This window comes from Microbacterium sp. LMC-P-041, assembly GCF_030209555.1.
Classification (GTDB): Bacteria; Actinomycetota; Actinomycetes; order Actinomycetales; family Microbacteriaceae; genus Microbacterium.
The window spans coordinates 232,763-256,653 of the sequence record NZ_JARVRV010000005.1 but is presented as its reverse complement, the minus strand read 5'-3'; the positions used below and the strand labels follow the sequence as shown (position 1 = coordinate 256,653).

The window sequence follows — 23,891 nt, the reverse complement described above, 5'->3', positions numbered from 1 at the left end:
AAGTCATGACCTCCCTGCACACTCTGCCGATCCCTCACCAGACAGCGAGAATCCACGAGCACGCCTGGACCGCGGACTCCCGGCATCCGACCAGCGAGGGCGTCGTCGTGTACGTCCGCTGCGCTGAGTGCGGCACGCATCGCGTCGATCTCGAGACGCACCCGCAGCGGCCGGCGACGGCCCTCAGCGCCGAGTTCGCCCGGACCCGCCGAGACGAGATATCAGACCGTGACGATGTCTCCGTCGTGCGGCATCCACGGCTGCTGCCCTGACCGCTGGAAGGCCATCGGGATGCCGCGCGCATCCCGCTCCAGCGTGTCAGACACCTGCAGATGCAGGTGGGGCTCGGTGCTGTTGCCGGAGTTTCCGCAGTCGCCGATCCGATCACCCGGAACGACGAGATCGCCGACCCGCACGGTCACGCTGCCCGCACGCAGGTGCGCCAGCAGTACCAGCCCCCTGTCGCATCTGACGGCGACGTGGTTGCCGGCGACAGCCCCCGCGCCCCGACGCACACGCGAGGGCTGCGTGAGGGCGTATCCGAGAAGGGCACCCACCGAACGACGCGCGACGTGGTCGACCTCGCCGTCATGGACACGGACGACCTCGCCCGACACCGGCGAGAGGATCGAGCGGCCGAAACCGACGAAACCCTCCGGGCTCTCGGTACCGAGCAGGCTCCGGATCGTGCGCGGCGCGCTGCGCCCGTCCGCGCCCACTGGGACGAAGTCGATCGCATACGAGCTGCCGAACAGCGTGGTGCCGTGGCTCGGAACGCGGGACGCCGGGCTGTTCTGCACCAGCCATCGCCCCGTGAAGGGCAGGGACAGCACCACCGTCTCCGAGGGGGTCATTCCGTCAGCTCGATGAGCTTGCGCACGGTACGCGCATTGCGTGCCGTGCCGGCGACGCCGAGCAGCCTATCGAGCACCGCCTTGGTGAGCTTCGTGGTGTGCACGCCGCCCTCGGCGTAGTCGATCCACAGATCGTCGTCGACGAGCGCTATCCGCTCCCCCGGCACGAGCCGCTCCCGCAGCGCGTCGACCGCACCTGCCGACGCGGGGCCCTCGAGGAACATGGCGTGCAGCAGATTCTCGGATGCCCCGGGGAACGGCTGCTTCGCGTGCGACTGCACGAGCTGGTCGTGCGTGCGATGGACGACGGGCGTATCGACGCCGAACTCGGTCGCGATCATCGCGCGCACGTCGGCGCAGACCGATCGCGGGTCACTCGGCTGCTGGCAGATGATGTTGCCGCTCGCGATGTAGGTCGAGACCTCCCCCAGCTCGGGCGCGATCAGTTCGCGCAGCCGCGCCATCGGCACCCTGTTGCGGCCCGAGACGTTGACGGCTCGCAGGAGCAGGACACTGCGGGTCACGCAGCGTCGCTCGCGATGAGCTCGGCGCCTGCGTGTGCGAGCTCTGCGAGGGCTGCCGTGCTCGGCTCCGGCGCGACACCCGCGATCAGGTCGGTGAGGATCCGGACGCGAACTCCGTGTGCGATCGCATCGAGAGCGGAGGCGCGCACACAGTGGTCTGTGGCGATGCCGACGACGTCGGCCGTGATGACCCCGGCGGTGGTGAGGATCGCTCCGACCGTCTCCCCCGACTCGGTCGCGCCCTCGAACATCGAGTATGCCGGGCGACCCTGCCCTTTGTGCACATGGTGCGTGACGGCATCCGTCACCAGCAGGGGATCGTAATCCGCACCCGGCGTGCCCGCGACGCAGTGCACGGGCCAGGTGTCGACGAAATCCGGAACCTCCCCGAAGTGGCCGCCGTTGTCGCCCTCGGCGTCGTGCCAATCGCGTGAGGCGACGATGACGTCGTACTCCGATGCATGCAGGGCGAGGAAGTCCGATACCGCGGATGCCACGTCGTCGCCGCCCGCCACGGCCAGCGCCCCGCCCTCGGTGAAGTCGTTCTGGACATCGACGATTAGAAGCGCTCTGCTCATGATCCGAGGGTACGCCGCCCCCGCGCGCCCGCCCAACCCCGGGAAACCAAAAGGCCCCGGGATGTTGTTCACATCACGGGGCCTGCTGGAGCCGCTTGTCAGAATCGAACTGACGACCTTTTCATTACGAGTGAAATGCTCTGCCGACTGAGCTAAAGCGGCGCGATCATCGATATTACCCGTTCCGGAGCCGCACCGCGAATCGAGCCGACATCACTCGCAGCGGACGTCGCTCTCGGGCACCACGTCGTCGAGCAGGAAGGCCTCCACAGTGCTGTCGACGCAGCTGCTGCCCTTGTTGTATCCGGTGTGCCCTTCGCCCACGCGGGTGATCAGCACGCCCTCTTCGAGCTGCTGAGCGAGCGACTCGGACCACTCGTACGGGGTCGCCGGGTCATTGGTCGTGCCGACCACGAGGATGGGGCCCGCGCCCTCGGCGTTGATCTCGCCCCGGGTGCCGGTCGGCGGATAAGGCCACACCGAGCAGGAGTCGGGTCCGTTCCAGTACGGAGCGATGGTCGGAGCTCCGTCCGCGATCTTCTTCTCGGTCGCCGCCTCGGCGGCAGGATCGTCCTCGACCGGGTAGTCCATGCAGTTGTACGCGCGGAACGCCTCGCTCGAGTTGTCGAGGTACGTGCCGTTCTCGCGACCGTTGTAGAAGTCGGCGAGGAAGAACGCCGTCGTCGGGTCGCCCTGCAGCGCCTCGTCGAGGGCCTGGGTGAGGTACTGCCAGCTGTCCGCCGAGTACAGTGCCGCGATGATGCCGGTCATCAGCGAGTCCGCGCCGAGCATGCGTCCGTCGCCGTTCTCGAGCGGAGCGGCGTCGACACTCGCCAGCAGCGCACCGAGGTCGGCCATCGCCTCGTCGACCGTGCCGGTGAACGGGCACTCCCCCGAGTCGAGGCAGTCCTGCATGTAGGCGCGAAGGGCCGACTCGAATCCGAGCGCCTGGGTCGCGCCGACATCGAGGCCCGAGACGGCAGGGTCGATCGCGCCGTCGAGCACGAGGCGACCCGCCTTGTCGGGGTAGAGGTCGGCGTACGTCGCACCGAGGAAGGTGCCGTACGAGTAGCCCAGGTAGTTGAGCTGCTTGTCGCCCAGCACCGCACGGATCAGATCCATGTCACGCGCCGCGTTGATCGTCGTCACGTACGGCAGGATGCCGCCGCTGTTCGCCTCGCACGCGTCTGCGAACTCCTTGTGCGCATCGAGGAGCTCCGCCTCCCACTCGGCGCTCCCGCGCTTGCCCGCGGGGATCGAGTAGAGGTAGTCGTCCATGCCCGCAGCATCGAAGCACGTCACGGCCGTCGATTCGCCGACGCCGCGGGGATCGAAGCCGATCACGTCGTAGTTCTCGATGAGGGCGGCTCCGACGGCGAAGTCGAGGCTGTCGCGGATGAGTTCGACTCCACTGGCGCCGGGACCGCCCGGGTTGGTCAGCAGCGAGCCCTGAGTCGTTCCCGTCGCCTGGTGGCGCACGACGGAGAGGGTGATCTCTCCCTCCCCCGGGTTCTCCCAGTCGAGCGGCGCGGTCACGTCGGTGCAGTCGAAGCCCGTGCCGCATTGGCTCCAGGTGAGCGTCTGCCCGTAGAACGGCAGCAGGTCGTCGGCAACGCCCTCCGTGTCAGGAGCGTTGGTGGTCGACGGCTTCGGCTCGGCCTGCTCGGGGATCATCGAATACAGACACCCGGAGAGTGCGACCGATGCCGCGGCGAGGCCCGCGATCACAGCGACGGCGCGTCGGATGCGGGAAGTCGGTCGATTGTTCACGGTGTCCTCCCGCTCGTGACAGTCACGAGCAAGCTCTCCAGGGCGAGCAGCGGTGCGACATTGCGCTCCAGCGACTGGCGTGTGTCGGCAAGGTGGTCGAGTACGACAAGAGTACGGGTCTCGGGCCAGGCCGCCGCGAGAGCAGCCAGATCCTCACGAAGCTCACGGTTGATCAGCTCGTCGTCCCTGCCGAACTGCAGCATCACGACGTCACGGAACAGCGACTGGAGATCGGTGAGCACCCTGTCGATCCCGTCGCGCAGACTTCGGGTCGCGCGCTTCTTCTGATCGTCTTCCAGGGCTGAGATCTGCGCTCGCAGGGCGGGCGGGACAGCCTGCCCCTCGGCGATCCCGACGGTGCGGAGCAGGGAGGCGCGCTCGGCCGCATCGCGCTCGGCAGTGAGCGCCTTGGCGTCGTCCGTGGCCGCCTGGATGATGCGCCCGGCGACCTCGACGGCGTCGTTGACACCGCGAACTCCCAGCACCGACCTCAGGGTCTCGTCGCGGCGGCGACGGGCGGATTCGTCGGTGGCCAGACGCTGGGCCATGCCGATGTGACGCTGTGCGTGGCGGGCGGCCTGCTCGGCGATGGCTTCGTCGACCCCCGTGCGGAGGGTGATCAGACGTGCCACGTCTGCGACATCGGGCTCACGCAGTCGCAGCGAGCGGACGCGGGAGCGGATCGTCGGCAGCAGGTCGGCTTCGCTCGGCGCGCAGAGGATCCAGACGGTCTGCTCGGGCGGCTCCTCGAGCGCCTTCAGGAGCACGTTGGAGGTTCGCTCGACCATGCGGTCGGCATCTTCGACCACGATCACGCGGTAGCGGCCCGCAGAGGGCGCGAAGTACGAGCGCTCGACGAGCGCACGGGCCTCCGCGATCGTGATGATGACCTTGTCGGTGCGCAGGGCCGTCACATCGGGATGTGTTCCCGCGAGGACCTGACGCATGGCCGCCTCGTCGTCCGGGTGATCCGCGACGAGCGCCGCGGCGAAGGCATGCGCGAGGGTGGATCGTCCCGACCCGGGAGGACCCGTGATCAGCCAGGCGTGCGAGAGCGCGGACGGATCGGATGCGGCATTGCGCAACGTGTCGACCGCGGCATCCTGCCCCCACACGTCGGCCCACGGGAAAGGTGCGGCGACAGTCTGGGGCATGCCCTCAGCCTAATCGGGAGCACCGACGTACGCGGCACCGTCGGGCGATGTACGTGGCACCGACAGGGTGATGCCCTGGCCATGACGTGGTCGGGCGCACCGCCGGGCGGATCAGCCGATGAGCGTCGAGACCCGATCGCGGATCTGCTCGGCGATGTTCTCCGGAGTCGCGGCGGCATCGAGAACCAGGAATCGCTCCGGCTCGGCCTGGGCCAGGCCGAGGTACGCGTCGCGGACGCGGGCATGGAACTCGGTCTTCTCGGCTTCGAGCCGGTCGAACGGCTTGTCGGCGGAGTCGAGTCGCACGCGCGCCGACTCGGGATCGAGGTCGAGCAGCACGGTGAGATCGGGAAGCGCTCCTTCGGCTGCCCAGAGCGACAGGTCGCGGATCTCGTCGCCGTCCAACACGCGCCCCGCGCCCTGATAGGCGACGGACGAGTCGAGGTAGCGGTCCTGCAGCACGACCTCGCCGCGGGCGAGCGCCGGTCGAACGACGGTCGCGACGTGGTGCGCGCGATCGGCCGCGTAGAGCAGAGCCTCTGCCCGCGGGGCGATGTCGCCGCGATGGTGGAGCACGATGTCGCGGATCAGCTGGCCGACCTCCGACCCACCCGGCTCGCGGGTGCGCACGACCGTCCGCCCCGCATCCGTCAGCCACTGCCCGAGCAGGTTCGACTGCGTGGTCTTCCCCGATCCGTCTCCGCCTTCGAGCGTGATCCAGACTCCGGAGTCAGACGTCACGAACCGGCCTTCTTCGCGGCGTTCGCGGCACGGGTGGCAGCGGCCTTCTTGGCGGCTGCGGACCGAGCGGCTGCCTTCTCCGCATCGGTCGCGGTCGCCTTCTTCGCGGGCGCCTTCTTCGCGGGCGCCTTCTTGGCCGCGGGCTTCTTCGCGGCGGGCTTCTTCGCCGCGGGCTTCTTGGCCGCACCGCGTTTGGGCGCCGGCCCCTTGGCTCGCTTGTCTGCCAGCATCTGCACCGCGGTCTCGAAGGTGATGTCCTCGACCTTCTGGCCCCGGGGAATCGTGACGTTGGTCTCGCCATCGGTGACGTAGGCGCCGAAGCGTCCGTCGCGGATGCGGATCGGCTTGCCGCTCACGGGATCTGCCTCGAACTCGGCGAGCGCGCTGGATGCTCGGCGCGATCCGGCGCCGTACTTCGGCTGCGAATAGATCTCGAGGGCCTTCTCGAGGGTCACATCGAAGATCTGCGATTCGCTCTCGAGCGAGCGCGAGTCGGTGCCCTTCTTCAGGTAGGGCCCGAACCGGCCGTTCTGCGCGGTGATCTCCTCGCCGCTCTCCGGGTCGGCTCCCACGACGCGCGGCAGGCTGAGAAGCTGCAGCGCCGTGTCGAGATCGATCGTGTCGACCGACATCGAACGGAACAGCGAAGCGGTGCGCGGCTTGGGCGCGGCATCCTTCTTCGCGCCACGCTTGGGCTTGGGCGCCTCGACGACCTCGCCGGTGGCTTCGTCGACCGCCGCATCTTCAGAGACGGGGTCGTTCTCCTGGACGTAGGGACCGAATCGGCCGTCCTTCACGACGACGATCTTGCCGTTGTCCGGGTTCGTGCCGAGCACGCGGTCGCCGGCGACCGGCGCATCGATGAGCTCTTGCGCCTTGGCCTCGGTCAGCTCGTCAGGAGCGAGGTCTTCGGGAACATTGACGATGCGCGGCTTCTCGTCCGGAGCGTCGGGGTTCGCGACCTCGAGGTAGGGTCCGTACTTGCCGAATCGCAGGGTGGCGGTCTCGGTGATCGGCGTGGAGTTGAGCGCACGCGCGTCGATCTCGCCGAGGTTGTCGACGGTCTGGCGCAGTCCGACGTGCGAATCCGAGCCGTAGTAGAAGGAACGCAGCCATTCGACGCGCTTCTGCTCACCGCGGGCGATCGCGTCGAGGTCGTCTTCGAGAGCTGCGGTGAAGTCGTAGTCGATCAGGTCGGCGAAGTGCTCCTCGAGCAGGCGCACGACACTGAAGGCGAGCCACGTCGGCACGAGAGCCTGGCCGCGCTTGGTGGCGTAGCCGCGATCAATCACGGTGCCGATGATGCTCGCGAACGTCGAAGGGCGGCCGATGCCGTGCTCCTCGAGCGCCTTGACGAGCGATGCCTCGGTGAAGCGCGGCTTCGGGGTCGTGCGGTGCCCCTTCGCCTCGGCATCGGACATCCGGAGGTCATCGCCGACGGCGACCGCAGGGAGCGACTGGTTCTCGTCGGCGTCCTTGTCGTTGCGCTTCTCGTCGCGTCCCTCTTCGTATGCCTCGAGGAAGCCCTTGAAGGTGTAGACCGTGCCCGATGCGGTGAACTCAGCCTTCTGCCCGTCGGCGTCGACCGCGATCGTGACGGTCGTGGTCTCGTACTTCGCGTCGGCCATCTGGCTGGCGACGGTGCGCTTCCAGATGAGGTCGTAGAGGCGGTGCTCCTCGCGGTCGAGTTCGGCGGCGACCGACTTCGGGGTGCGGAAGTTCTCACCCGACGGGCGGATGGCCTCGTGCGCCTCCTGGGCGTTCTTGCTCTTCGACTTGTAGACGCGCGGCTTGAGCGGCACGGCGCTGTCGCCGTACAACGCGACGGCCTGGCTGCGAGCGGCCTGCACCGCCTGGGTGCTCAGCGCCACCGAGTCGGTTCGCATATAGGTGATGTAGCCCTTTTCGTAGAGCCGCTGGGCGACGCTCATCGCCTGCTTGGCACTCATGGAGAGCTTTCGTCCGGCCTCCTGCTGCATGGTGGAGGTGGTGAACGGCGCGTACGGGCTGCGGGTGCCGGGCTTCGCCTCGACCTTGGTGACCGTGCCCGTGCCTGCGGCGTCGATCGCCAGCGCCAGGGCCGCCGCCTTCGCCTCGTCGAGGATGATGACGGCCTTCTTGAGCTTGCCGTCGTCGTCGAAGTCGGTGCCTCGGGCGAGCTGACCGCCGTCCACGCGGACCAGACGGACCTTGAATCCGGACGACGAGGACGCGAGCGCCTCGACGTCCCAGTACTCGGCGGACACGAACGCCATGCGCTCGCGCTCACGCTCGACGATCATGCGGGTGGCGGCGGACTGCACTCGGCCGGCAGACAGACCGGTCTTGACCTTGTACCAGAGCACGGGCGAGACATCCCACCCGTACAGTCGGTCGAGGATACGGCGGGTCTCCTGCGCGTCGACCAGGTCGGTGTCGAGCTCACGCGTGTTGCCGATGGCCGCTTGGATCGCGTCCTTGGTGATCTCGTGGAACACCATCCGCTTGACGGGGACCTTGGGCTTCAGCGTCTCGAGCAGGTGCCACGCGATGGCCTCGCCCTCGCGGTCCTCATCAGTGGCGAGCAGAAGCTCGTCGGCAGTCTTGAGCGCCCGCTTGAGTTCGGCGACGGTCTTCGTCTTGCGATCGGAGACCACGTAATAGGGGTCGAAGTCGTTGTCGACGTCGATCGAGTACTTTCCGTACGCCTGCTTGTCCGCGGCGGGGATGTCCTTCTTGTCTGCGAGGTCGCGAATATGGCCGACCGAGCTGAGCACCTCGTAGCCATCGCCGAGGTACCCCTGGATCGACCGCATCTTCGTCGGAGACTCGACGATGACGAGCTTCTTGCCTTCAGCCAAGGGAGCATCCTTTCTTCGAAGCACACCATACACACCGCCGTGATGGGTTGGTCACAGAGGTCGCCTGCATTTTCGCCGGAAAGTGCCTCGCGCCGCAGTCAGATCCCCTCGGGTGGCCCAGCACGGGCTCGGGAGACGGCAGCGAGTCCAGCGTACTTCGCCTTGACCTGCACGGTCGCCACGAAGCCGTCGACGGCGCATTCGGTGAGTGCTGCACCGGAGGCCGCGGCGACCCGCGCGGCGAGGGTGCACGGGTCGACCGTGACGACGACTGCGCCGCTGGCAGCGTCGGCCGCTGCCAGGGCCGCGGCGTCGGCAGCTCCCGCTGCGCGCTGCGCAGTGACTGCCGCGCCGCCGACGGCGGCGAGTCCGAATGACAGAGTCGCGCCGACCACCAGCACGCCGGCCGCGAGCACCGACCCCGCCATCAGTGCTCCACCTCCACCGTCGAGAACATCAGAGTCCTCCGGCGAGCGCGCAACTCGACGCGCGCACGCCCACCCTCACGAAGCCGCCGACGGTGAAGTCGGTCTCCGCGGACACGCACACGAGATCGCCCGACGTGCTGCTCGACATCGACGCACCGGGCACTGCAGCCGACACCGCATGTGCGGCGGCCCCCTCGTCTTCTCCTCTGCCGAGGAGCCGGGCCGCGTCAGCGGTCGCATCCTGCAGTGCCACCTGACGGGAGGCTGCGCCCAGAGCGCCGGCTCCGAGTAGGAGGACGAGCACGACGGCGGGAACCGCGAGCGCGAGCTCCGCAGTCACGGAGCCGCGCTCGCCGGCATGGACGGAAGTCATCACGACACCGTCAGTGCCCGACGCACCAGGTCCGTGAGGATGCCACGCACCTCGTCTGACCTCATGATCACGACCAGGAGGCCGGCGAATGCGACGGCCGCCATCGTGGTGATGGCGTACTCGGCGGTGGCCGCGCCACTGTCGTCGCCGAAGAGGGTTGCCGCGCTGCGCCGGGTGAGCGAGGGGATGGTGTTCATGTGTTCCTTCTTTCTATGGGACGGATACGCGGTGCATCCGGTGGAACTCGGCCGTCACAGCGGCAGTGGAGTGGAGGCGAGCACGCTCAGCAGAAGCGGTGCGACGCCGAGCAGCAGGAAGGCCGGGAGAGTGCAGACTCCGAGCGGGATGAGCAGCGTCGTCGAGAGCTTGGCCGCGCGAAGGCGTCCGTCCACCCGTGACGCGTGTCTCTCCTGGCCGGCGGAAGCCCGAAGCAGTTCACCCGCCGGGACCCCGGCAGCATGCGACAGCTCGAGCACCGCGCCGATGCGAGCGTCGTCACCGGTAGACGATGCCGGGCTCTCGGCGACGAGGCGCAGGGCTCGTGGGATCGACGCGCCTCCTGAGAGGGCGACCGCCATGAGCTCGGCTCGCATGCCCGGTGTTCCCGGTTCGGGACGCGCCCGCGTGAGGAGTCGCCCGGTCCACGCGCGCGCCGCGGCGACGAGCAGGAGCCCGGCGACCACGCACCCGGCGCCGGCGGGCGTCCCGACGATGACGCCGACAGTGTCGAAGCCGAGGGCGAAGCCGAGGAAGAGGCCGGCGAACGGCATCCAGAGCAGGAGCTTGGCGGTTCCCGCGGGCTCGGCGAGCGCGATGCGCACGTCGTCCGCGGCGGATGACGCGTCGCGCAGCGTCTCAGCGAGCATCCTCAGCACCTCGGCGAGCGGTGCGCCGACGGTCGTCGCGATCTCCCAGGCGGCCGCGAGGTCACGCCACGCGCCACCCTCCGCTTCGATGGCCGCGATGAGCGGGACGCCGCCATCCACACGGGCGATCACGGACGCAGCGTGACGGTCGCCGATCGAGGCAAGATGGCGCCATGCGACCATCGGCACCGCGCCGGCTTGGAGAAGCACCGCGAGCGTCTGCACCGATGTCGCGGCGTCGCCCCCGGTCTCGACGACCGGACGACGCCATCCCCTCACCACGGCCGCACCTCCTCGATGCTCAGCCGATCCCCGCTCACCGCGAGCTCGCCGGCGTGCGCGATGCGTCTCCGCCCGCCAGGCGCCCTGTCGAGATGAAGGACGATCGTGAAGGCGCTCACAGCCTGGCGCGCGAGCGCCGTGGCATCCATCGCCGCGAGGGCGCCGAGCGCTTCGAGCCGGGCCGGCACGTCGCTGAGACCGCTCGCGTGGAGAGTTCCCGCTCCCCCGTCGTGTCCGGTGTTCAGAGCAGTCAGGAGTTCTCTCACCTCCTCGCCGCGGCATTCTCCGACCACGAGACGGTCGGGGCGCATGCGCAGCGACTCGCGGACCAACCGGGCGAGGCTGATGCCGCCGGCTCCCTCGAGATTCGACTGCCGTGCCTCCAGAGCGACGTGGTGGGGATGCTGCGGGCGCAGTTCGGCGACGTCCTCGATCGTGACGATGCGCTCAGAGGCCGGGACGGCTGACAGCAATGCCGACAGCAGCGTGGTCTTGCCCGTTCCCGTCCCGCCGGTGATGAGGATGTTGGCGCGCTCGGCGACGAGCTCGAGAAGCCAGCTGTGCTGGGCCGCGTCGAAGGAGCCGAGCGCCGCCAGCGCGCCGAGATCGGCAGCGCGCACTCTGGGCACACGGATCGAGAGCGCCGTCCCCGACGTCGAGATCGGCGCGAGCACGGCATGGACGCGGATGCCGGAGTCGAGCCTGACATCGACGCACGGAGCCTGGTCGTCGAGATGTCGACCGCCGAGTCCGACGAGCCCGACCGCGAGGTCGCGGACCTCCCGCTCGGACGCGCTCCACCCGAGCACGGGTTCCGCACCATGCCCTCGGTCGATGAACAGCCCGGATGCGCCGTTGACGAAGATGTCGGTGACCTCCTCGTCTGCGCAGTGCTCGGCGAGGAGGCCGAAGGCGGGATCGACCTGCAGCGGCGAAGGAGCACCCCGGACGGTTCCGTCGACGAGCGCCGCCGAGCCGCGCGGCTGAATGACGAAGGGATCAGGCATGCCCCGAAGCTAGGGCTCACGGCGGATCCGCGGGGTCGCCGCGGCGCTCCCGCGACGACCACTGTGAGCAACGTCTGGACGATGGCATCCGTGCAGAGCGGGTGTGGACGGCGTCAGATCGCGAGCCACAGGATGGGAGCGCTCCCGGCATAGAGATGGGCGGCACCTCACGGGGGGAATGAGATGCCGCCCACGGCGTCCCTCATGGGGGAATCGGGCACGCCAAGGCCAGAATGAGAATTCGGCTGTCGTCGAGTGTACGCAAGGCGACCGTCCTGACAAAACCCGTCGGACTACCGACTTTCGGCAGTAATGCGATGTCCGTGCCCGGGACTAGATTCGCCCTGACCTGATCGCGTCAGAGATGCGTTCATGCCCGCACGACCTGCCACGCCGCAAAGGAGCGCCTGCCGATGAGCAGCCAGATCGATCACCTTCTCGATGAGACCCGCCAGTTCCCGCCGTCCGAGGAGTTCGTCGCCCAGTCGGTCTCGTCTCCCCGGCTGTATGAGAGCGCGTCGACCGACCGCGAAGCCTTCTGGGCCGACCAGTCACGCGAACTGCTGGAGTGGCACAAGCCGTTCACTCGCGTGCTCGACTGGTCGACCCCGCCGTTCGCGAAGTGGTTCGACGACGGCGAGCTCAACGTCGCGTACAACTGCCTCGACCGCCACGTCGAGGCGGGCAACGGCGACCGTGTCGCTCTCCACTGGGAGGGCGAACCGGGCGACTCCCGGTCGATCACCTACGCCGAGCTGACCGAGGAGGTCAAGCGCGTCGCGAACGTGCTGGAGGGGCTCGGCATCGGCCATGGCGACCGCGTCGCGATCTACCTGCCGATGATCCCCGAAGCGGTCGCATCGATGCTCGCCGTCGCCCGCGTCGGCGCCATCCACTCGGTCGTGTTCGGCGGGTTCAGCGCCGACAGCCTCCGCTCGCGCATCGATGACGCAGGGGCGAAGCTCGTCATCACCGCCGACGGCGGCTACCGCAAGGGCCGCGTGTCCGCGCTCAAGCCGGCCGTCGACCAGGCGCTCGCCGACCGCGGCGACGGCGAGCAGCAGACGGTCGAGCACGTGCTCGTCGTCAAGCGCGGCGAGAACGAGGTCGACTGGGAGGACGGTCGCGACCTCTGGTGGCACGAGGTCGTCCCCGCGGCCTCCCCCGAGCACACTGCCGTGGCCTTCCCCGCCGAGAACCCGCTGTTCATCCTCTACACCTCCGGGACTACGGGAAAGCCCAAGGGAATCCTGCACACCTCCGGCGGGTACCTCACTCAGGCCGCCTACTCGCACAAGTACGTGTTCGACCTGCATCCCGAGACCGACGTGTACTGGTGCACCGCCGACATCGGGTGGATCACCGGACACAGCTATGTCACCTACGGTCCGCTGGCGAACGGCGCGACCCAGGTCATCTATGAGGGCACGCCTGACGCGCCGCACCCCGGGCGCTGGTGGGAGATCATCGAGAAGTACAAGGTCTCGATCTTCTACACGGCGCCCACCGCGATCCGCTCGTTCATGAAGATCGGCCGCAGCGTGCCCGCGAAGTTCGATCTGTCGTCGCTGCGCCTGCTCGGCTCGGTGGGCGAGCCCATCAACCCCGAGGCGTGGATCTGGTACCGCGACGTGATCGGCGCGGGCAAGACGCCCATCGTCGACACCTGGTGGCAGACCGAGACAGGCGCGATCATGGTCTCTGCACTGCCCGGTGTCACCGCCACCAAGCCGGGATCCGCCCAGGTGCCGCTGCCCGGAATCTCGATCGACGTCGTCGACGAGTCGGGCGCCGAGGTGGGCAACGGCAACGGCGGCCTCCTCGTCGTCACCGAACCGTGGCCGAGCATGCTCCGCGGCATCTGGGGCGACCCTGAGCGGTTCACGGAGACGTACTGGGAGAAGTTCGAGAAGCAGGGCTACTACTTCGCCGGTGACGGTGCGCGCCTCGACCAGGACGGCGACCTCTGGTTGCTCGGCCGGGTAGACGACGTCATGAACGTCTCCGGACACCGCCTCTCGACGGCCGAGATCGAGTCGTCGCTCGTCGCACACGAGGCGACGGCCGAGGCCGCGGTCGTCGGCGCGGCAGATGAGACGACCGGTCAGGCCGTCGTCGCATTCGTGATCATCAAGGAGAGCTACCTCTCGGCGCACGACCCCGCCGGACTCGCGCAGCAGCTGCGCCTCTGGGTGGGTGAGCAGATCGGCGCGATCGCACGGCCCCGCGACGTGTACATCGTGGGCGAGCTTCCGAAGACGCGCTCGGGCAAGATCATGCGGCGTCTGCTGCGCGATGTGGCTGAGGGGCGCGAGGTCGGAGACACCACCACGTTGGCCGACACCGCGGTGATGAGCATCATCTCGGCGCAGGTCAAATAGCGCGGATGCAGCAAACGCCCCCTTCCGAACCGATCCGGAAGGGGGCGTTGCCGTGTGCGCGTGGTGAGGGGTGGCGACCTCAGGCCAGGATGAACGTGGCCTCGACTTCGACCGGGCTGTCGAGCGGGAGCACCGGCACACCGACGGCCGCGCGGACATGCTGCCCGGCGTCGCCGAAGATCTCGCCGAGGACCAGGCTCGCCCCGTTGATCACGCCGGGCTGTCCGGTGAAATCGGGGGTGGATGCCACGAAGCCGCCGAGCCGCAGCACTCCGGCGATCCTGTCCACGCCCCCGGCCGCAGCCGCAGCCGCCGCGAGAGCGTTCAGGGCGCAGGTGCGCGCATAGGCGTTGGCGTCCTCGGCGGTGACCTCTGCCCCGACCTTGCCCGTCGCGGGAAGCGCTCCCTCGACGAAAGGCAGCTGGCCGGAGGTGTAGACGAGTCCGTCGTGCACGACCGCCGGGACGTAGGCTGCGACCGGCGCCGCGACGACGGGGAGCTCGATGCCCAGCTCGGTCAGGCGCTCAGAGACGCTCATGCCGCTCCCCCTTCGAACTGGCGGGACGCCTCGGCTGCGGCAGCGAGACCGGCGTTGCCCGAGGCATCCGCCGTCACCGGGCGCTTGAAGTAGGCGACGAGCCCACCCTCGGGGCCCTGGATGACCTGCACGAGCTCCCAGCCCTGCTTGCCCCAGTTGTTGAGGATCGCTGCGGTGTTGTGGATCAGCAACGGGGTGGTCAGGTACTCCCAGGTGGTCATGGCACTCCTGTCTGGCGGCATCCGCGCTGGCGGCTGCGTCAAAGGCGGTATTCAGGGAACTCCCCTACGATCAAGCGTATGCCTCAAAAGAATCGCACGGTGAAAGGTGCGCTCGGCGGAGTCCTCGGACTCGTCGGGCTGAGCGCCGTCGCCGGCCTCCTCGTCGCGGCCAGCGTCACCCCGGTCCTCGCCATGACCGGTATCGCCGGGTCGCAGGCCCTCACCATCTTCGAAGACCTGCCGGAGAACCTTCAGGTCGGCGCGCCGATGCAGCAGTCGACCATCTATGCGACCGGTCTCGACGGCAACCCCGTCGCCCTGGCGTCGTTCTACGAGCAGAAGCGCATCCCCGTGGCGTACGACCAGGTCGCGCCGGTGATGTACGACGCGATCCTGTCGAGCGAGGACAAGAACTTCTACACCCACGGCGGCATCAACCTCGGCGCGACGCTGAAGGCCGCGGTCGGCAACGTCGCAGGGACGACCGATCGAGGTGCCTCCACGATCACGCAGCAGTACGTGAAGAACGTCCAGGTGCAGGAGTGCGAGCAGGACGTCGACCCCGCGGCCGAGGACTACTCCAAGCAGATCGAGCAGTGCTTCCTCGATGCGGCGGTCGCGGACGGCGGCAAGGGCGTCGAGCGCAAGCTGCAGGAGATGCGTTATGCGCTGAAGATCGAGAAGGACTACTCGAAGAACGAGATCCTCCTCGGCTACCTCAACATCGCCAACTTCGGCGGCACCATCTACGGCATCGAGGCCGCAGCGAACCGGTACTTCTCCACCAGCGCGGCGAATCTCAGTCTCGCGCAGGCGGCGACGATCGCCGGCATGGTGCAGGAGCCCAACCGATTCCGCATCGACCGCCCCGAGGGAATCTGGACGGATGACGCCGGCGTGGCGCACAACGGGGACGCCGACGGCTACAAGGACACGAAGGATCGCAGAGACTACGTCCTCAATCGGATGCTCGCGGACGCGAAGATCACGCAGGCCGCGCACGACGAGGCCGTCGCCTCGCCGGTCACGCCGCTGCTGAGCGAGCCCCAGCAGGGCTGTGCGGCCGCGGGCGACAACGCGTACTTCTGCCAGTACGTGAAGGCCGTCATCGAGAACGACGAGGCGTTCGGCGCCACGGAAGAGGAGCGTCGCTCGAACCTCCGCCGCGGCGGAATGGAGATCTACACCTCCCTCGATCTGCGGGTCCAGCAGCCCGCGATCGACGCGGTCAGGGCGCAGGTCCCGCAGGCGATGCCCGGGATCCTCGTCGGTGGCACCGGAGTGTCGATCGAGGCGTCCACGGGTCGGGTACTCGCCATGGCACAGAACACCGTCTTCAACGAGACGACCGAGGCCAACCTGGCTGCCGGCGAGACCTCTCAGGTCTTCGCGGCCGACAAGGCGCATGGCGGCTCGACCTACGGGTTCGAGACGGGATCGACCTACAAGCTGTTCACGCTTCTGAGCTGGCTGGAGTCCGGCCACTCCGTGAACCAGGTCCTCGACGGTCGCCTCAAGACCTTCAGCCCCTTCACCAGGTGCGGGGACAAGGTGACGAACAGCTCCAAGATCAACAACTTCGGCAACTCCGGCGGCTCGGTGGGCAGCGTGCGACAGTTCACCGCGCAGTCCCTGAACACCGGTTTCCTCGCGATGGCGCAGCAGCTCGATCTCTGCGACATCAACGAGGTGGCGAAGCGACTCGGCGTCCACTACGGCAACGGCGACGACATCACGGTCGGCGGAACGAACGCCAACACCGCTCCGAACGATCCGTTCCCGACGGTTCTGGGCTCGAAGAGCGTGGCTCCTCTGCAGATGGCCGGCGCCTACGCCACCGTCGCCAACAACGGCGTCTACTGCGAGCCTCGCGTGATCGACCGGGTCGTCGGCGAGGACGGCGCGGAGATCACTCCTCCCGCGCAGAAGTGCTCCCAGCAGCTCACCCCCGAGGTCGCCGCGACCGCCGCGTACGCACTGCGAGGCGTCATGGAGGGCAACGGCACCGGAACGAGGGCCAACCCGTACGACGGAACCCAGCTGATCGGCAAGACCGGTACCGCCGAGAAGGAGCACACCATGCTCGTCGAGTCGAGCACCAAGGTCACGACAGCGGTGTGGGTCGGAAACGTCGACGGCCGCGTGCCGCTGAACGACTTCCGCAACGGCAACGGGACGCGACTCGGCGATATCCGCTACGGCCTCGCCAAGGCGATCCAGGGTGCCGCGGATGCCGTGTACCCCGCGGAGGACTTCCCTCGCCCCGACGACAAGCTTGTTCGTCAGGTTCTGACGAACGTTCCCGACGTGGTGGGCAAGTCCGTCGGCGAAGCGACCTCTCTCATCGAGGCTGCGGGCTTCACCGCAGCCGTCGGACCCGCCGTGGACGGTCCCGCCGGCGATGTCGTCATGGCGCAGGACCCGTCCGGACAGGCCCCGAGCGGTGCGACGATCACGATCTCGCCGAGCAACGGCCAGGGCGCGACGGTGCCCGACATCACCGGACAATCGAAGGCCGAAGCGCAGAGCGCGCTGTTCGGGGCAGGGTTCTCGTCGATCGACTTCGACGGGTCATGCAACGGTCAGAACGCCGCGGTCACGTCCACCGACCCGGCCGCGAACACACCGACGACGAAGAGCACGTCCATCAAGGTCCGCTGCAAGTGACGTCTCGCCACGCGGCGCACCCGGCCCTCATCGCGCTCGGCGCGGTGGGGGCCGCTGGTGCCGCAGCCGCCGTCTGGGGCATCGGCATCGAGCGCTACCTCTTCACGGTGCGTGAGGCGACCGCATCCGCTCTCGCCCCGGGTTCCGCACCGTTGCGCGTGCTGCACATCTCGGACGCGCACATGGCTCCGTGGCAGCACCGCAAGCAGGACTGGCTCGCGTCACTCGCGCAGCTGAAGCCCGATCTCATCGTCAACACCGGCGACAATCTCGGACACCGCGACGGTCTCGCCGGGATCAGACGTGCCTTCGAGCCGTTCGCCGGAATCCCCGGTGTCTTCGTGCACGGTTCCAACGACGTCATCGGCCCCTCGCCGCGGAATCCGATCCGCTACTTCGCCGGCCCGTCGCAGCGCCCGAGAGAGCTGAACTTCCTCGACACCGATGCGATGGACGCGTACTTCACCGACGAGCTCGGATGGACGAGCCTGAACAACGCCGCAGCGCGACTCATGGTGGCCGGCAGTCCCCTGGACCTGTTCGGCGTGAGTGATGCGCACTGCGACTGGGACCGGCTCGAGGACCTGCCGGACGCCATCGATGCTCTCGGCCCGCGGACTGCCGGCACATCCGTTCTCGGCGTCACGCACGCGCCCTATCAGCGCGTCCTGAACAGGTTCGTGGAGATGGGCGCCGACGCCATCCTCGGAGGCCACACGCACGGCGGTCAGGTGTGCCTGCCCGGTTTCGGTGCTCTCGTAGCGAACTGCGACATCCCGCTGAAGCAGGCGAAGGGTCTCAGCACGTGGACTCAGGGCGATCGCGCCGTGCCCCTCAATGTCAGCGCGGGCTGCGGACACTCGATCTACGCGCCGATCCGCTTCGCGTGCCGCCCCGAGGCGACGCTGCTGACCCTGACGGCGCGCGGTTGATGCCTCGATTCGGCGCTGGGAGCATTTCGCTGTAGACTCGGAGGGTTGCAAAACGGGGTGTGGCGCAGCTTGGTAGCGCGCTTCGTTCGGGACGAAGAGGTCGCAGGTTCAAATCCTGTCACCCCGACAAGTAACACCGGAAGGCCGTCCTCACGGGCGGCCTTCTCTGTATCCGGAACGAGGAGAAAGGCACCGCATGAGTCGCTTGCTCCCCCCGCCTCGACGACTGACCCGAGGCATCGCCCTCGCTCTCGCCCTGCCGTTCTTCGGCGGCATCGCGCTGCTGACGCTCACGCCGACGCGCATCGAGCAGTCCATGCCGAACCTGCTCGATCTCGTTCTGTCCGTTTCGCACCGACTGGGGTGGGAGTCTCTTGATTTCACCCGCCTCGAGGTCATCGCCAACGTTCTGGTCTTCGTGCCCATCGGCATCCTGGCTTTCATCCTCATCCCCCGCCGCCTCTGGCCGCTGGCGCTCGCCCTGGGCCCGGCAGTGTCCCTCTCCATCGAGGCCGCCCAGCGCCTCGCCCTGCCGAATCGTACGGCCACCGTGTCCGATGTGATCGCGAACTCCGGCGGCGCGCTGATCGGCGTAGCGCTCGCGATCCTGTGCACCCTCCTCTTCGCTCCGCGTGTCTCTCAGCACCGCCCGTCTACTCTGGAAGCATCATGACCTCGCCTGCACTCGTCGCCTTCGATCTCGACGACACCCTCGCCCCGTCGAAAGAGCCCATCGATGCTCGCATCGCCTCGTTGCTGCTCGCGCTGCTGCAGCGGGTCGAGGTCGCGATCATCTCGGGCGGCAACGAGGCGCAGTTCCGCGCTCAGGTGATCGCGCGGCTCGGAACCATCGACGAGGCGGCCGCGGCGCGGCTGCACCTGCTCCCCACCTGCGGCACACGGTACCTGCGCCACGACGGCACGGATTTCTCGCCGCTCTACGCCCATGACCTCACCGCGGAGCAGAAGGCCGGCGCTCTCGCCGCCCTGCGCGAGGAGGCGGAGCGTCTGGGGCTGTGGGAGTCTCAGCCCTGGGGTGAGATCCTCGAGGACCGCGGATCCCAGATCACCTTCTCTGCGCTCGGGCAGAAGGCTCCCCGCGATGCCAAGCACGAGTGGGACCCGTCCGGTGCGAAACGAGAAGCTCTTCGGGACGCCGTGGCGGCGAGACTCCCCGAGCTCGAAGTGCGATCCGGCGGTTCGACCTCCATCGACATCACTCTGGCCGGCATCGACAAGGCCTTCGGCATGAAGCAGCTCGCCGAGCACACCAGCATCCCCCTCACCTCGATGCTGTTCTACGGTGACCGACTCGATGAAGGCGGCAACGACTACCCCGTCCTGGCGATCGGAGTGCCCTCGGTCGCGGTCGAGGGGTGGGAGGACACCGCAGACAAGCTCGACGAGCTTCTCGCGACCCTCTGACCGCCCACCCCTCCCCTCGAATCCGGGGACGAGGTCAGCGGACGACGGCCTCCGACGCTGCCCGTGCGACCGGCACGAGGCGCGTGAGCTGAGTGACGTGCGACGGCTCGAGCTCCGCGAGTGAGGCGACGCCCAGAAGACGCATGGTGCGTTCGATCTCCGTCCGCAGGATCTCGATCGTGCGGTCGACGCCCGCACGGCCGCCAGCCATGAGGCCGTAGAGGTAGGCGCGTCCGATGAGGGTGAAGTCCGCTCCGAGCGCGACCGCCGCGACGATGTCCGCGCCGTTCATGATCCCCGTGTCGACCATGACCGTGAAGTCGTCACCCACGGCGGTCCGGACCTCCGGCAGAAGGTGGAACGGAATGGGCGCGCGGTCGAGCTGCCGCCCGCCGTGGTTGGAGAGCACGATGCCGTCGACGCCCGCGTCACGCAGGCGCACCGAATCCTCGACGTTCTGCACGCCCTTGATCACGATCTTGCCCGGCCAGATGTCACGGATCACCGCAAGGTCGTCGTAGCTGATCGTGGGGTCCATAGCCGCGTCGAGCAGCTCGCCGACGGTGCCGCCGGTGGTGCTCAGCGACGCGAACTCCAGCTTCGGGGTCGTCAGGAAGTCGTACCACCACCACGGACGCGGGATGGCATTGATGATGGTGCCGAGCGTGAGCTGCGGCGGGATGCTGAAGCCGTTGCGCTTGTCACGCAGCCGCGCTCCGGCGACCGGGGTGTCCACCGTGAACTGCAGCGTGTCGAAGCCCGCGGCGGCAGCACGGCGGGTGAGTTCGTAGGAGATCTCGCGGTCGCGCATGACATAGAGCTGGAACCAGTTGCGTCCGTGCGGGTTGGCCGCCTTCACGCCCTCGATCGACGTCGTGCCCAGGGTCGAGAGGGTGAACGGGATGCCGGCCGCCGCCGCCGCTCCCGCGCCGGCGACCTCGCCCTCTGTCTGCATGAGACGCGTGAAGCCTGTCGGCGCGATGCCGAACGGGAGCGCCGACGGGCCGCCGAGGATCTCGACCGCGGTGTCGACGTCCGGAGCCGGCCGGAGGATGCCGGGGTGGAACTCCACATCCTGGAATGCCTGGCGTGCCCGCGTGAGCGACAGCTCGCCCTCGGCGGCGCCATCGGTGTAGTCGAACGCGGCCTTCGGCGTGCGCCTCTTGGCGATCGTGCGCAGGTCGTCGATCGTGAGCGCCGAGTCGAGACGGCGCTTCTTGCCGTTGAACTCGGGCTTCTTGAACTTCATCAGGTCGAGAAGCTCTGCGGGGTTGGGAACCTGGCGCTGGACCATGGCTGTCCTCTCAGTCGGTGGGTCGGACGCTGCGGGTGAGCCCCGCCGCGGTGTAGTAGCCGGTGATGTGCGCTCGGACGAGGGTCTGGGCGGTCGCCGCGTCACCCGCGGCGATGGCCTCGATGATGGCTCGGTGCTCGGCGCGCAGCAGGTCTGCCATGGCATCCCAGTCGGCGATGGATGAGGCGCCCTGCTGCACGTACGACTCGATGGAGGTGCGCAGGCCCGCCATGATCGCGGCGACGACGGTGTTGCCACTCGATTCCGCGAGGGCGAGGTGGAGCTGGGCATCGAGGGCGAGGAACTCGTCAGGCGTCAGGGCGCCGACGTCCATCGCATCGAGCACGCTGTGCGCCGCGGTGAGATCGGGCGCGTGCTGGCTCGCGAGAGCGGCGACGACCGCGTCTTCGAGCAGCAGTCGGGTCTGCACCACGTCCGCGAGCGGAAAGCCCTGTGCGGCGACCTGGAGGCGCAGAAGCGTCGACATGCCACCGGACGGGGTCGCGATCACGATCGCGCCCGACTGCGGCCCCGAGCCGGTCGAGGTGCGGATCAGCCCCATGACCTCGAGCACGCGCAGCGCCTCTCGGACGCTCGAGCGCCCGACACCCAGGTCCGCGGCGAGCTCGCGCTCCGAGGCGAGACGATCACCGGGGCCGAGACGCCCGTCGAGCAGGTCGCGCTCGACATGTTCGAGCACGAGCCTCCAGGCGCGCGCTGGCTGCTCCGGCATCCGCTCTCCTCATCGTGTGCATCGGCGGCATCGATCCTCGACGCACCTGTGGTCTGACCACAGTAGCGTGTGTGGTCAGACCACGCAATCGGGGTACGCCGACACACCGCCCGAGGGCGGAGGATGACGCGAGGGCGTTCAGCCCAGCCGCCCACCCGACTCTTCGAGGTAGCACGCGCCGCACAGCGACTCGTAGGTCGTGATCTCCGGCGCCAGCGATCCGTCAGCGCCCTCGTCGATGGCGACCTGGTCGCCGTCGAAGACGAACCGACCACCGATCACACGACCGTTGAAGACGGCCTTGCGCCCGCAGCGGCAGATGGTCTTCAGCTCCTCGAGGGAGTGCGCGATCGCGAGCAGACGAGCCGACCCCGGGAAGGCGTGGGTGAGGAAGTCATTGCGGATGCCGTAGGCGATCACCGGGATGCCGTCTTCGATCGCGATGCGGAAGAGGTCGTCGACCTGCTCCGCCGTGAGGAACTGCGCCTCGTCGATCAGGAGGCAGGCGACATCGATCGACCCCCCGCGGACCGGTTCATCGGCGACCGCACGGCGCACGCGATCCCGGTGCTCGTCGAAGAGCTCGCGGACGTCCGCATCGGGAGCGATGAGATAGTCGACGTGCCGCGTGACACCGAGTCGACTCGCGATCTCGGATGCACCCTTGGTGTCGATCGCCGGCTTCGCGAGCAGCACGTGCTGGCCGCGCTCCTCGTAGTTGTACGCGGCCTGGAGCAGCGAGGTGGACTTGCCCGAGTTCATCGCCCCGTAGCGGAAGTAGAGCTTCGCCACCGGCGCGCTACTCGTTGATGCCGAGCGTGGCCGCCGTCGCCGCGGTGGACTTCGCCGCCAGCTCGGGATCCTTGTTCAGCTGCTCGCCGAATGTCGGGATGAGCTCGCGCAGTTCCGACTCCCAGCCGGGGTACTCGTCGGGGAAGCACTTCTTCAGCAGATCGAGCATGATCGGCACGGCGGTGGAGGCGCCGGGCGAGGCGCCGAGCAGACCGGCGATCGAACCGTCGGCCGCGGACACCACTTCGGTGCCGAACTGCAGGATGCCGCCCTTCTTGGGGTCCTTCTTCATGACCTGGGCGCGCTGCCCCGCGTCGATGAGCGTCCAGTCCTCGTCCTTCGCCGTCGGCATGAACGTGCGCAGGCTGTCGACCTTCTTGGCGTGGTTCTTCAGCAACTCCCCCACCAGGTAGGTGATGAGGTCGGGATTCGCGAACGCGACGCGCAGCATCGGCCACAGATTGTGCGTGCGCACCTGCGACACGATGTCGAGCATCGAGCCGTTCTTGAGGAACTTCGGGCTGAAGGTCGCGAACGGGCCGAACATCAGGGAGGCCTCGCCGTCGACCACGCGCGTGTCGAGGTGCGGGACCGACATGGGCGGGGCGCCCACCGAGGCCTGCGAGTACACCTTCGCCTTGTGCTGCGCGACGATCTGTGGGTTCGAGGTCTTGAGGAACTGCCCGCCGATCGGGAAGACACCGTAGCCCTTGATCTCGGGGATGCCCGAGCGCTGCAGCAGCTTGAGCGCCCAGCCGCCGGCGCCGACGAACACGAAACGCGCCTTGATCTGGTTCGGCGTGCGACCGATCGTCGTGCGGTAGTTGATGAGCCAGGTGCCGTCCTTCTGCTTCCTCAGGCTCTTGACCTCGTGGTTGGTGCGCAGCGCGACGCCCGACTCGGTGAGGTGGTCGAAGAGCTGGTGCGTCAGCGCACCGAAGTCGACGTCGGTTCCGGCGGGCACGCGGGTGGCCGCGAACGGCTCGCCCTTACGGCGCTGCTGCATGAGCAGCGGCGCCCACTTGTTGATGACGCGGGAATCCTCGCTGTACTCGATGCCCTCGAACAGCGGCTGCTTCTTCAGGACCTCGTAGCGGTCCTTGAGGTACTTGACGTCCTTCTCACCGCGCACGAACGTCATGTGCGGCGTCGCGTTGATGAAGGTCGACGGCGCATCGAGCACGCCGCGATCGACCAGAGACGACCAGAACTGACGACTCTGCTGGAACTGCTCGTTGATCGAGACGGCCTTGGCGGGGTCGAGCGGAGCGCCCTTCTGCTGCGGCATGTAGTTCAGCTCGCAGAGCGCCGCGTGGCCGGTGCCCGCGTTGTTCCACGGGTTCGACGATTCCTGAGCCACATCGGAGAGTCGCTCGAACGCGACGATCTTCCAATCCGGCTGCAGCTCGTGCAGAAGGGTACCCAGGGTGGCGCTCATGATGCCACCACCGATCAAGACGACATCGACGGTTTCGGTCACCACGACAGTCT

General features: G+C 68.2%; 24 protein-coding genes and 2 tRNA genes. 7 read left to right on the top strand and 19 right to left on the bottom strand.

What is annotated here, in order from left to right; genetic code table 11:
• Positions 1 to 5 precede the first annotated feature (5 nt).
• On the top strand, positions 6 to 272 hold the full coding sequence (locus tag QRN21_RS11370) for a hypothetical protein (protein WP_285364145.1): 267 nt from the start codon (positions 6 to 8) through the stop codon (positions 270 to 272).
• Here the strand turns inward: QRN21_RS11370 and QRN21_RS11365 are convergent.
• The 13 genes from QRN21_RS11365 to QRN21_RS11305 form a co-directional block, all read right to left on the bottom strand.
• Entirely contained in the window at positions 222 to 854 is a 633-nt protein-coding gene (locus tag QRN21_RS11365) for a M23 family metallopeptidase (RefSeq protein ID WP_285364144.1), read from the bottom strand. The two genes, QRN21_RS11370 and QRN21_RS11365, sit on opposite strands and share 51 nt — an antisense overlap.
• Positions 851 to 1,378 (bottom strand): DUF1697 domain-containing protein, encoded by a 528-nt coding sequence (locus QRN21_RS11360; protein WP_285364143.1) that lies wholly within the window; start codon positions 1,376 to 1,378, stop codon positions 851 to 853. The genes QRN21_RS11365 and QRN21_RS11360 overlap by 4 nt, the downstream gene beginning before the upstream one ends.
• Complete coding sequence (locus tag QRN21_RS11355) at positions 1,375 to 1,956, bottom strand: isochorismatase family protein (protein ID WP_285364142.1); 582 nt, start codon at positions 1,954 to 1,956, stop codon at positions 1,375 to 1,377. Before QRN21_RS11355 ends, QRN21_RS11360 begins: the two co-directional genes overlap by 4 nt.
• Positions 1,957 to 2,042: 86 nt before the next feature.
• A tRNA-Thr gene (locus QRN21_RS11350) sits at positions 2,043 to 2,118 on the bottom strand.
• Between the two features lie 51 nt (positions 2,119 to 2,169).
• Complete coding sequence (locus QRN21_RS11345) at positions 2,170 to 3,726, bottom strand: alpha/beta hydrolase (RefSeq protein ID WP_285364141.1); 1,557 nt, start codon at positions 3,724 to 3,726, stop codon at positions 2,170 to 2,172.
• The gene (locus QRN21_RS11340; protein ID WP_053097355.1) at positions 3,723 to 4,880 is read right to left on the bottom strand and encodes a DNA polymerase III subunit delta'; all 1,158 of its coding nucleotides are present in this window, start codon (positions 4,878 to 4,880) and stop codon (positions 3,723 to 3,725) included. Before QRN21_RS11340 ends, QRN21_RS11345 begins: the two co-directional genes overlap by 4 nt.
• A 111-nt stretch (positions 4,881 to 4,991) precedes the next feature.
• A complete protein-coding gene (gene tmk, locus QRN21_RS11335) occupies positions 4,992 to 5,621 on the bottom strand; it encodes a dTMP kinase (RefSeq protein ID WP_285364139.1) in 630 nt (209 codons plus the stop codon).
• Positions 5,618 to 8,461 carry a type I DNA topoisomerase gene (gene topA, locus QRN21_RS11330; RefSeq protein WP_056279857.1) on the bottom strand — a complete coding sequence of 948 codons (2,844 nt, stop codon included), beginning with the start codon at positions 8,459 to 8,461 and terminating at the stop codon, positions 5,618 to 5,620. The genes tmk and topA overlap by 4 nt, the downstream gene beginning before the upstream one ends.
• A gap of 98 nt (positions 8,462 to 8,559) precedes the next feature.
• Positions 8,560 to 8,889, bottom strand: coding sequence for an Rv3654c family TadE-like protein (locus tag QRN21_RS11325; protein WP_056279855.1), 330 nt, complete (start codon positions 8,887 to 8,889; stop codon positions 8,560 to 8,562).
• A 28-nt stretch (positions 8,890 to 8,917) separates the two neighbouring features.
• Positions 8,918 to 9,262 (bottom strand): TadE family type IV pilus minor pilin, encoded by a 345-nt coding sequence (locus QRN21_RS11320; RefSeq protein WP_053097363.1) that lies wholly within the window; start codon positions 9,260 to 9,262, stop codon positions 8,918 to 8,920.
• Complete coding sequence (locus tag QRN21_RS11315; RefSeq protein WP_053097366.1) at positions 9,262 to 9,459, bottom strand: DUF4244 domain-containing protein; 198 nt, start codon at positions 9,457 to 9,459, stop codon at positions 9,262 to 9,264. Before QRN21_RS11315 ends, QRN21_RS11320 begins: the two co-directional genes overlap by 1 nt.
• Before the next feature lie 54 nt (positions 9,460 to 9,513).
• Positions 9,514 to 10,410 (bottom strand): type II secretion system F family protein, encoded by an 897-nt coding sequence (locus QRN21_RS11310; protein ID WP_285364138.1) that lies wholly within the window; start codon positions 10,408 to 10,410, stop codon positions 9,514 to 9,516.
• Complete coding sequence (locus QRN21_RS11305; protein WP_285364137.1) at positions 10,404 to 11,417, bottom strand: TadA family conjugal transfer-associated ATPase; 1,014 nt, start codon at positions 11,415 to 11,417, stop codon at positions 10,404 to 10,406. Before QRN21_RS11305 ends, QRN21_RS11310 begins: the two co-directional genes overlap by 7 nt.
• Positions 11,418 to 11,830: 413 nt before the next feature.
• Here QRN21_RS11305 and acs point away from each other — a divergent pair, with 413 nt between their 5' ends.
• The gene (gene acs, locus QRN21_RS11300) at positions 11,831 to 13,798 is read left to right on the top strand and encodes an acetate--CoA ligase (RefSeq protein WP_072591625.1); all 1,968 of its coding nucleotides are present in this window, start codon (positions 11,831 to 11,833) and stop codon (positions 13,796 to 13,798) included.
• A gap of 79 nt (positions 13,799 to 13,877) precedes the next feature.
• Here the strand turns inward: acs and QRN21_RS11295 are convergent, their stop codons facing one another.
• On the bottom strand, positions 13,878 to 14,336 hold the full coding sequence (locus QRN21_RS11295; RefSeq protein WP_056279849.1) for a RidA family protein: 459 nt from the start codon (positions 14,334 to 14,336) through the stop codon (positions 13,878 to 13,880).
• Positions 14,333 to 14,557 carry a Sp36 family protein gene (gene sp36, locus QRN21_RS11290; protein ID WP_053097373.1) on the bottom strand — a complete coding sequence of 75 codons (225 nt, stop codon included), beginning with the start codon at positions 14,555 to 14,557 and terminating at the stop codon, positions 14,333 to 14,335. The genes QRN21_RS11295 and sp36 overlap by 4 nt, the downstream gene beginning before the upstream one ends.
• Before the next feature lie 78 nt (positions 14,558 to 14,635).
• Here sp36 and QRN21_RS11285 point away from each other — a divergent pair, with 78 nt between their 5' ends.
• The 5 genes from QRN21_RS11285 (at position 14,636) to QRN21_RS11265 (ending at position 19,581) form a co-directional block, all read left to right on the top strand.
• Positions 14,636 to 17,224 carry a transglycosylase domain-containing protein gene (locus QRN21_RS11285; RefSeq protein WP_053097375.1) on the top strand — a complete coding sequence of 863 codons (2,589 nt, stop codon included), beginning with the start codon at positions 14,636 to 14,638 and terminating at the stop codon, positions 17,222 to 17,224.
• Positions 17,221 to 18,156, top strand: coding sequence for a metallophosphoesterase (locus QRN21_RS11280; RefSeq protein WP_285364135.1), 936 nt, complete (start codon positions 17,221 to 17,223; stop codon positions 18,154 to 18,156). The genes QRN21_RS11285 and QRN21_RS11280 overlap by 4 nt, the downstream gene beginning before the upstream one ends.
• A gap of 53 nt (positions 18,157 to 18,209) precedes the next feature.
• Positions 18,210 to 18,283: transfer RNA gene (locus QRN21_RS11275), tRNA-Pro, on the top strand.
• Positions 18,284 to 18,352: 69 nt separating this feature from the next.
• On the top strand, positions 18,353 to 18,829 hold the full coding sequence (locus tag QRN21_RS11270) for a VanZ family protein (protein WP_056279845.1): 477 nt from the start codon (positions 18,353 to 18,355) through the stop codon (positions 18,827 to 18,829).
• Positions 18,826 to 19,581 carry an HAD-IIB family hydrolase gene (locus QRN21_RS11265; protein WP_056279843.1) on the top strand — a complete coding sequence of 252 codons (756 nt, stop codon included), beginning with the start codon at positions 18,826 to 18,828 and terminating at the stop codon, positions 19,579 to 19,581. The genes QRN21_RS11270 and QRN21_RS11265 overlap by 4 nt, the downstream gene beginning before the upstream one ends.
• A 34-nt stretch (positions 19,582 to 19,615) precedes the next feature.
• On the opposite strand, the gene QRN21_RS11260 is transcribed toward QRN21_RS11265, so the two are convergent.
• The 4 genes from QRN21_RS11260 to QRN21_RS11245 form a co-directional block, all read right to left on the bottom strand.
• Entirely contained in the window at positions 19,616 to 20,875 is a 1,260-nt protein-coding gene (locus QRN21_RS11260) for an alpha-hydroxy acid oxidase (RefSeq protein ID WP_053097383.1), read from the bottom strand.
• A 10-nt stretch (positions 20,876 to 20,885) separates the two neighbouring features.
• Positions 20,886 to 21,608, bottom strand: coding sequence for a FadR/GntR family transcriptional regulator (locus QRN21_RS11255; RefSeq protein WP_056279841.1), 723 nt, complete (start codon positions 21,606 to 21,608; stop codon positions 20,886 to 20,888).
• 138 nt (positions 21,609 to 21,746) lie between these two features.
• The gene (locus QRN21_RS11250; RefSeq protein ID WP_056279839.1) at positions 21,747 to 22,400 is read right to left on the bottom strand and encodes a thymidine kinase; all 654 of its coding nucleotides are present in this window, start codon (positions 22,398 to 22,400) and stop codon (positions 21,747 to 21,749) included.
• A 7-nt stretch (positions 22,401 to 22,407) separates the two neighbouring features.
• The gene (locus QRN21_RS11245; protein ID WP_285364130.1) at positions 22,408 to 23,880 is read right to left on the bottom strand and encodes a malate:quinone oxidoreductase; all 1,473 of its coding nucleotides are present in this window, start codon (positions 23,878 to 23,880) and stop codon (positions 22,408 to 22,410) included.
• Positions 23,881 to 23,891: the final 11 nt, after the last annotated feature.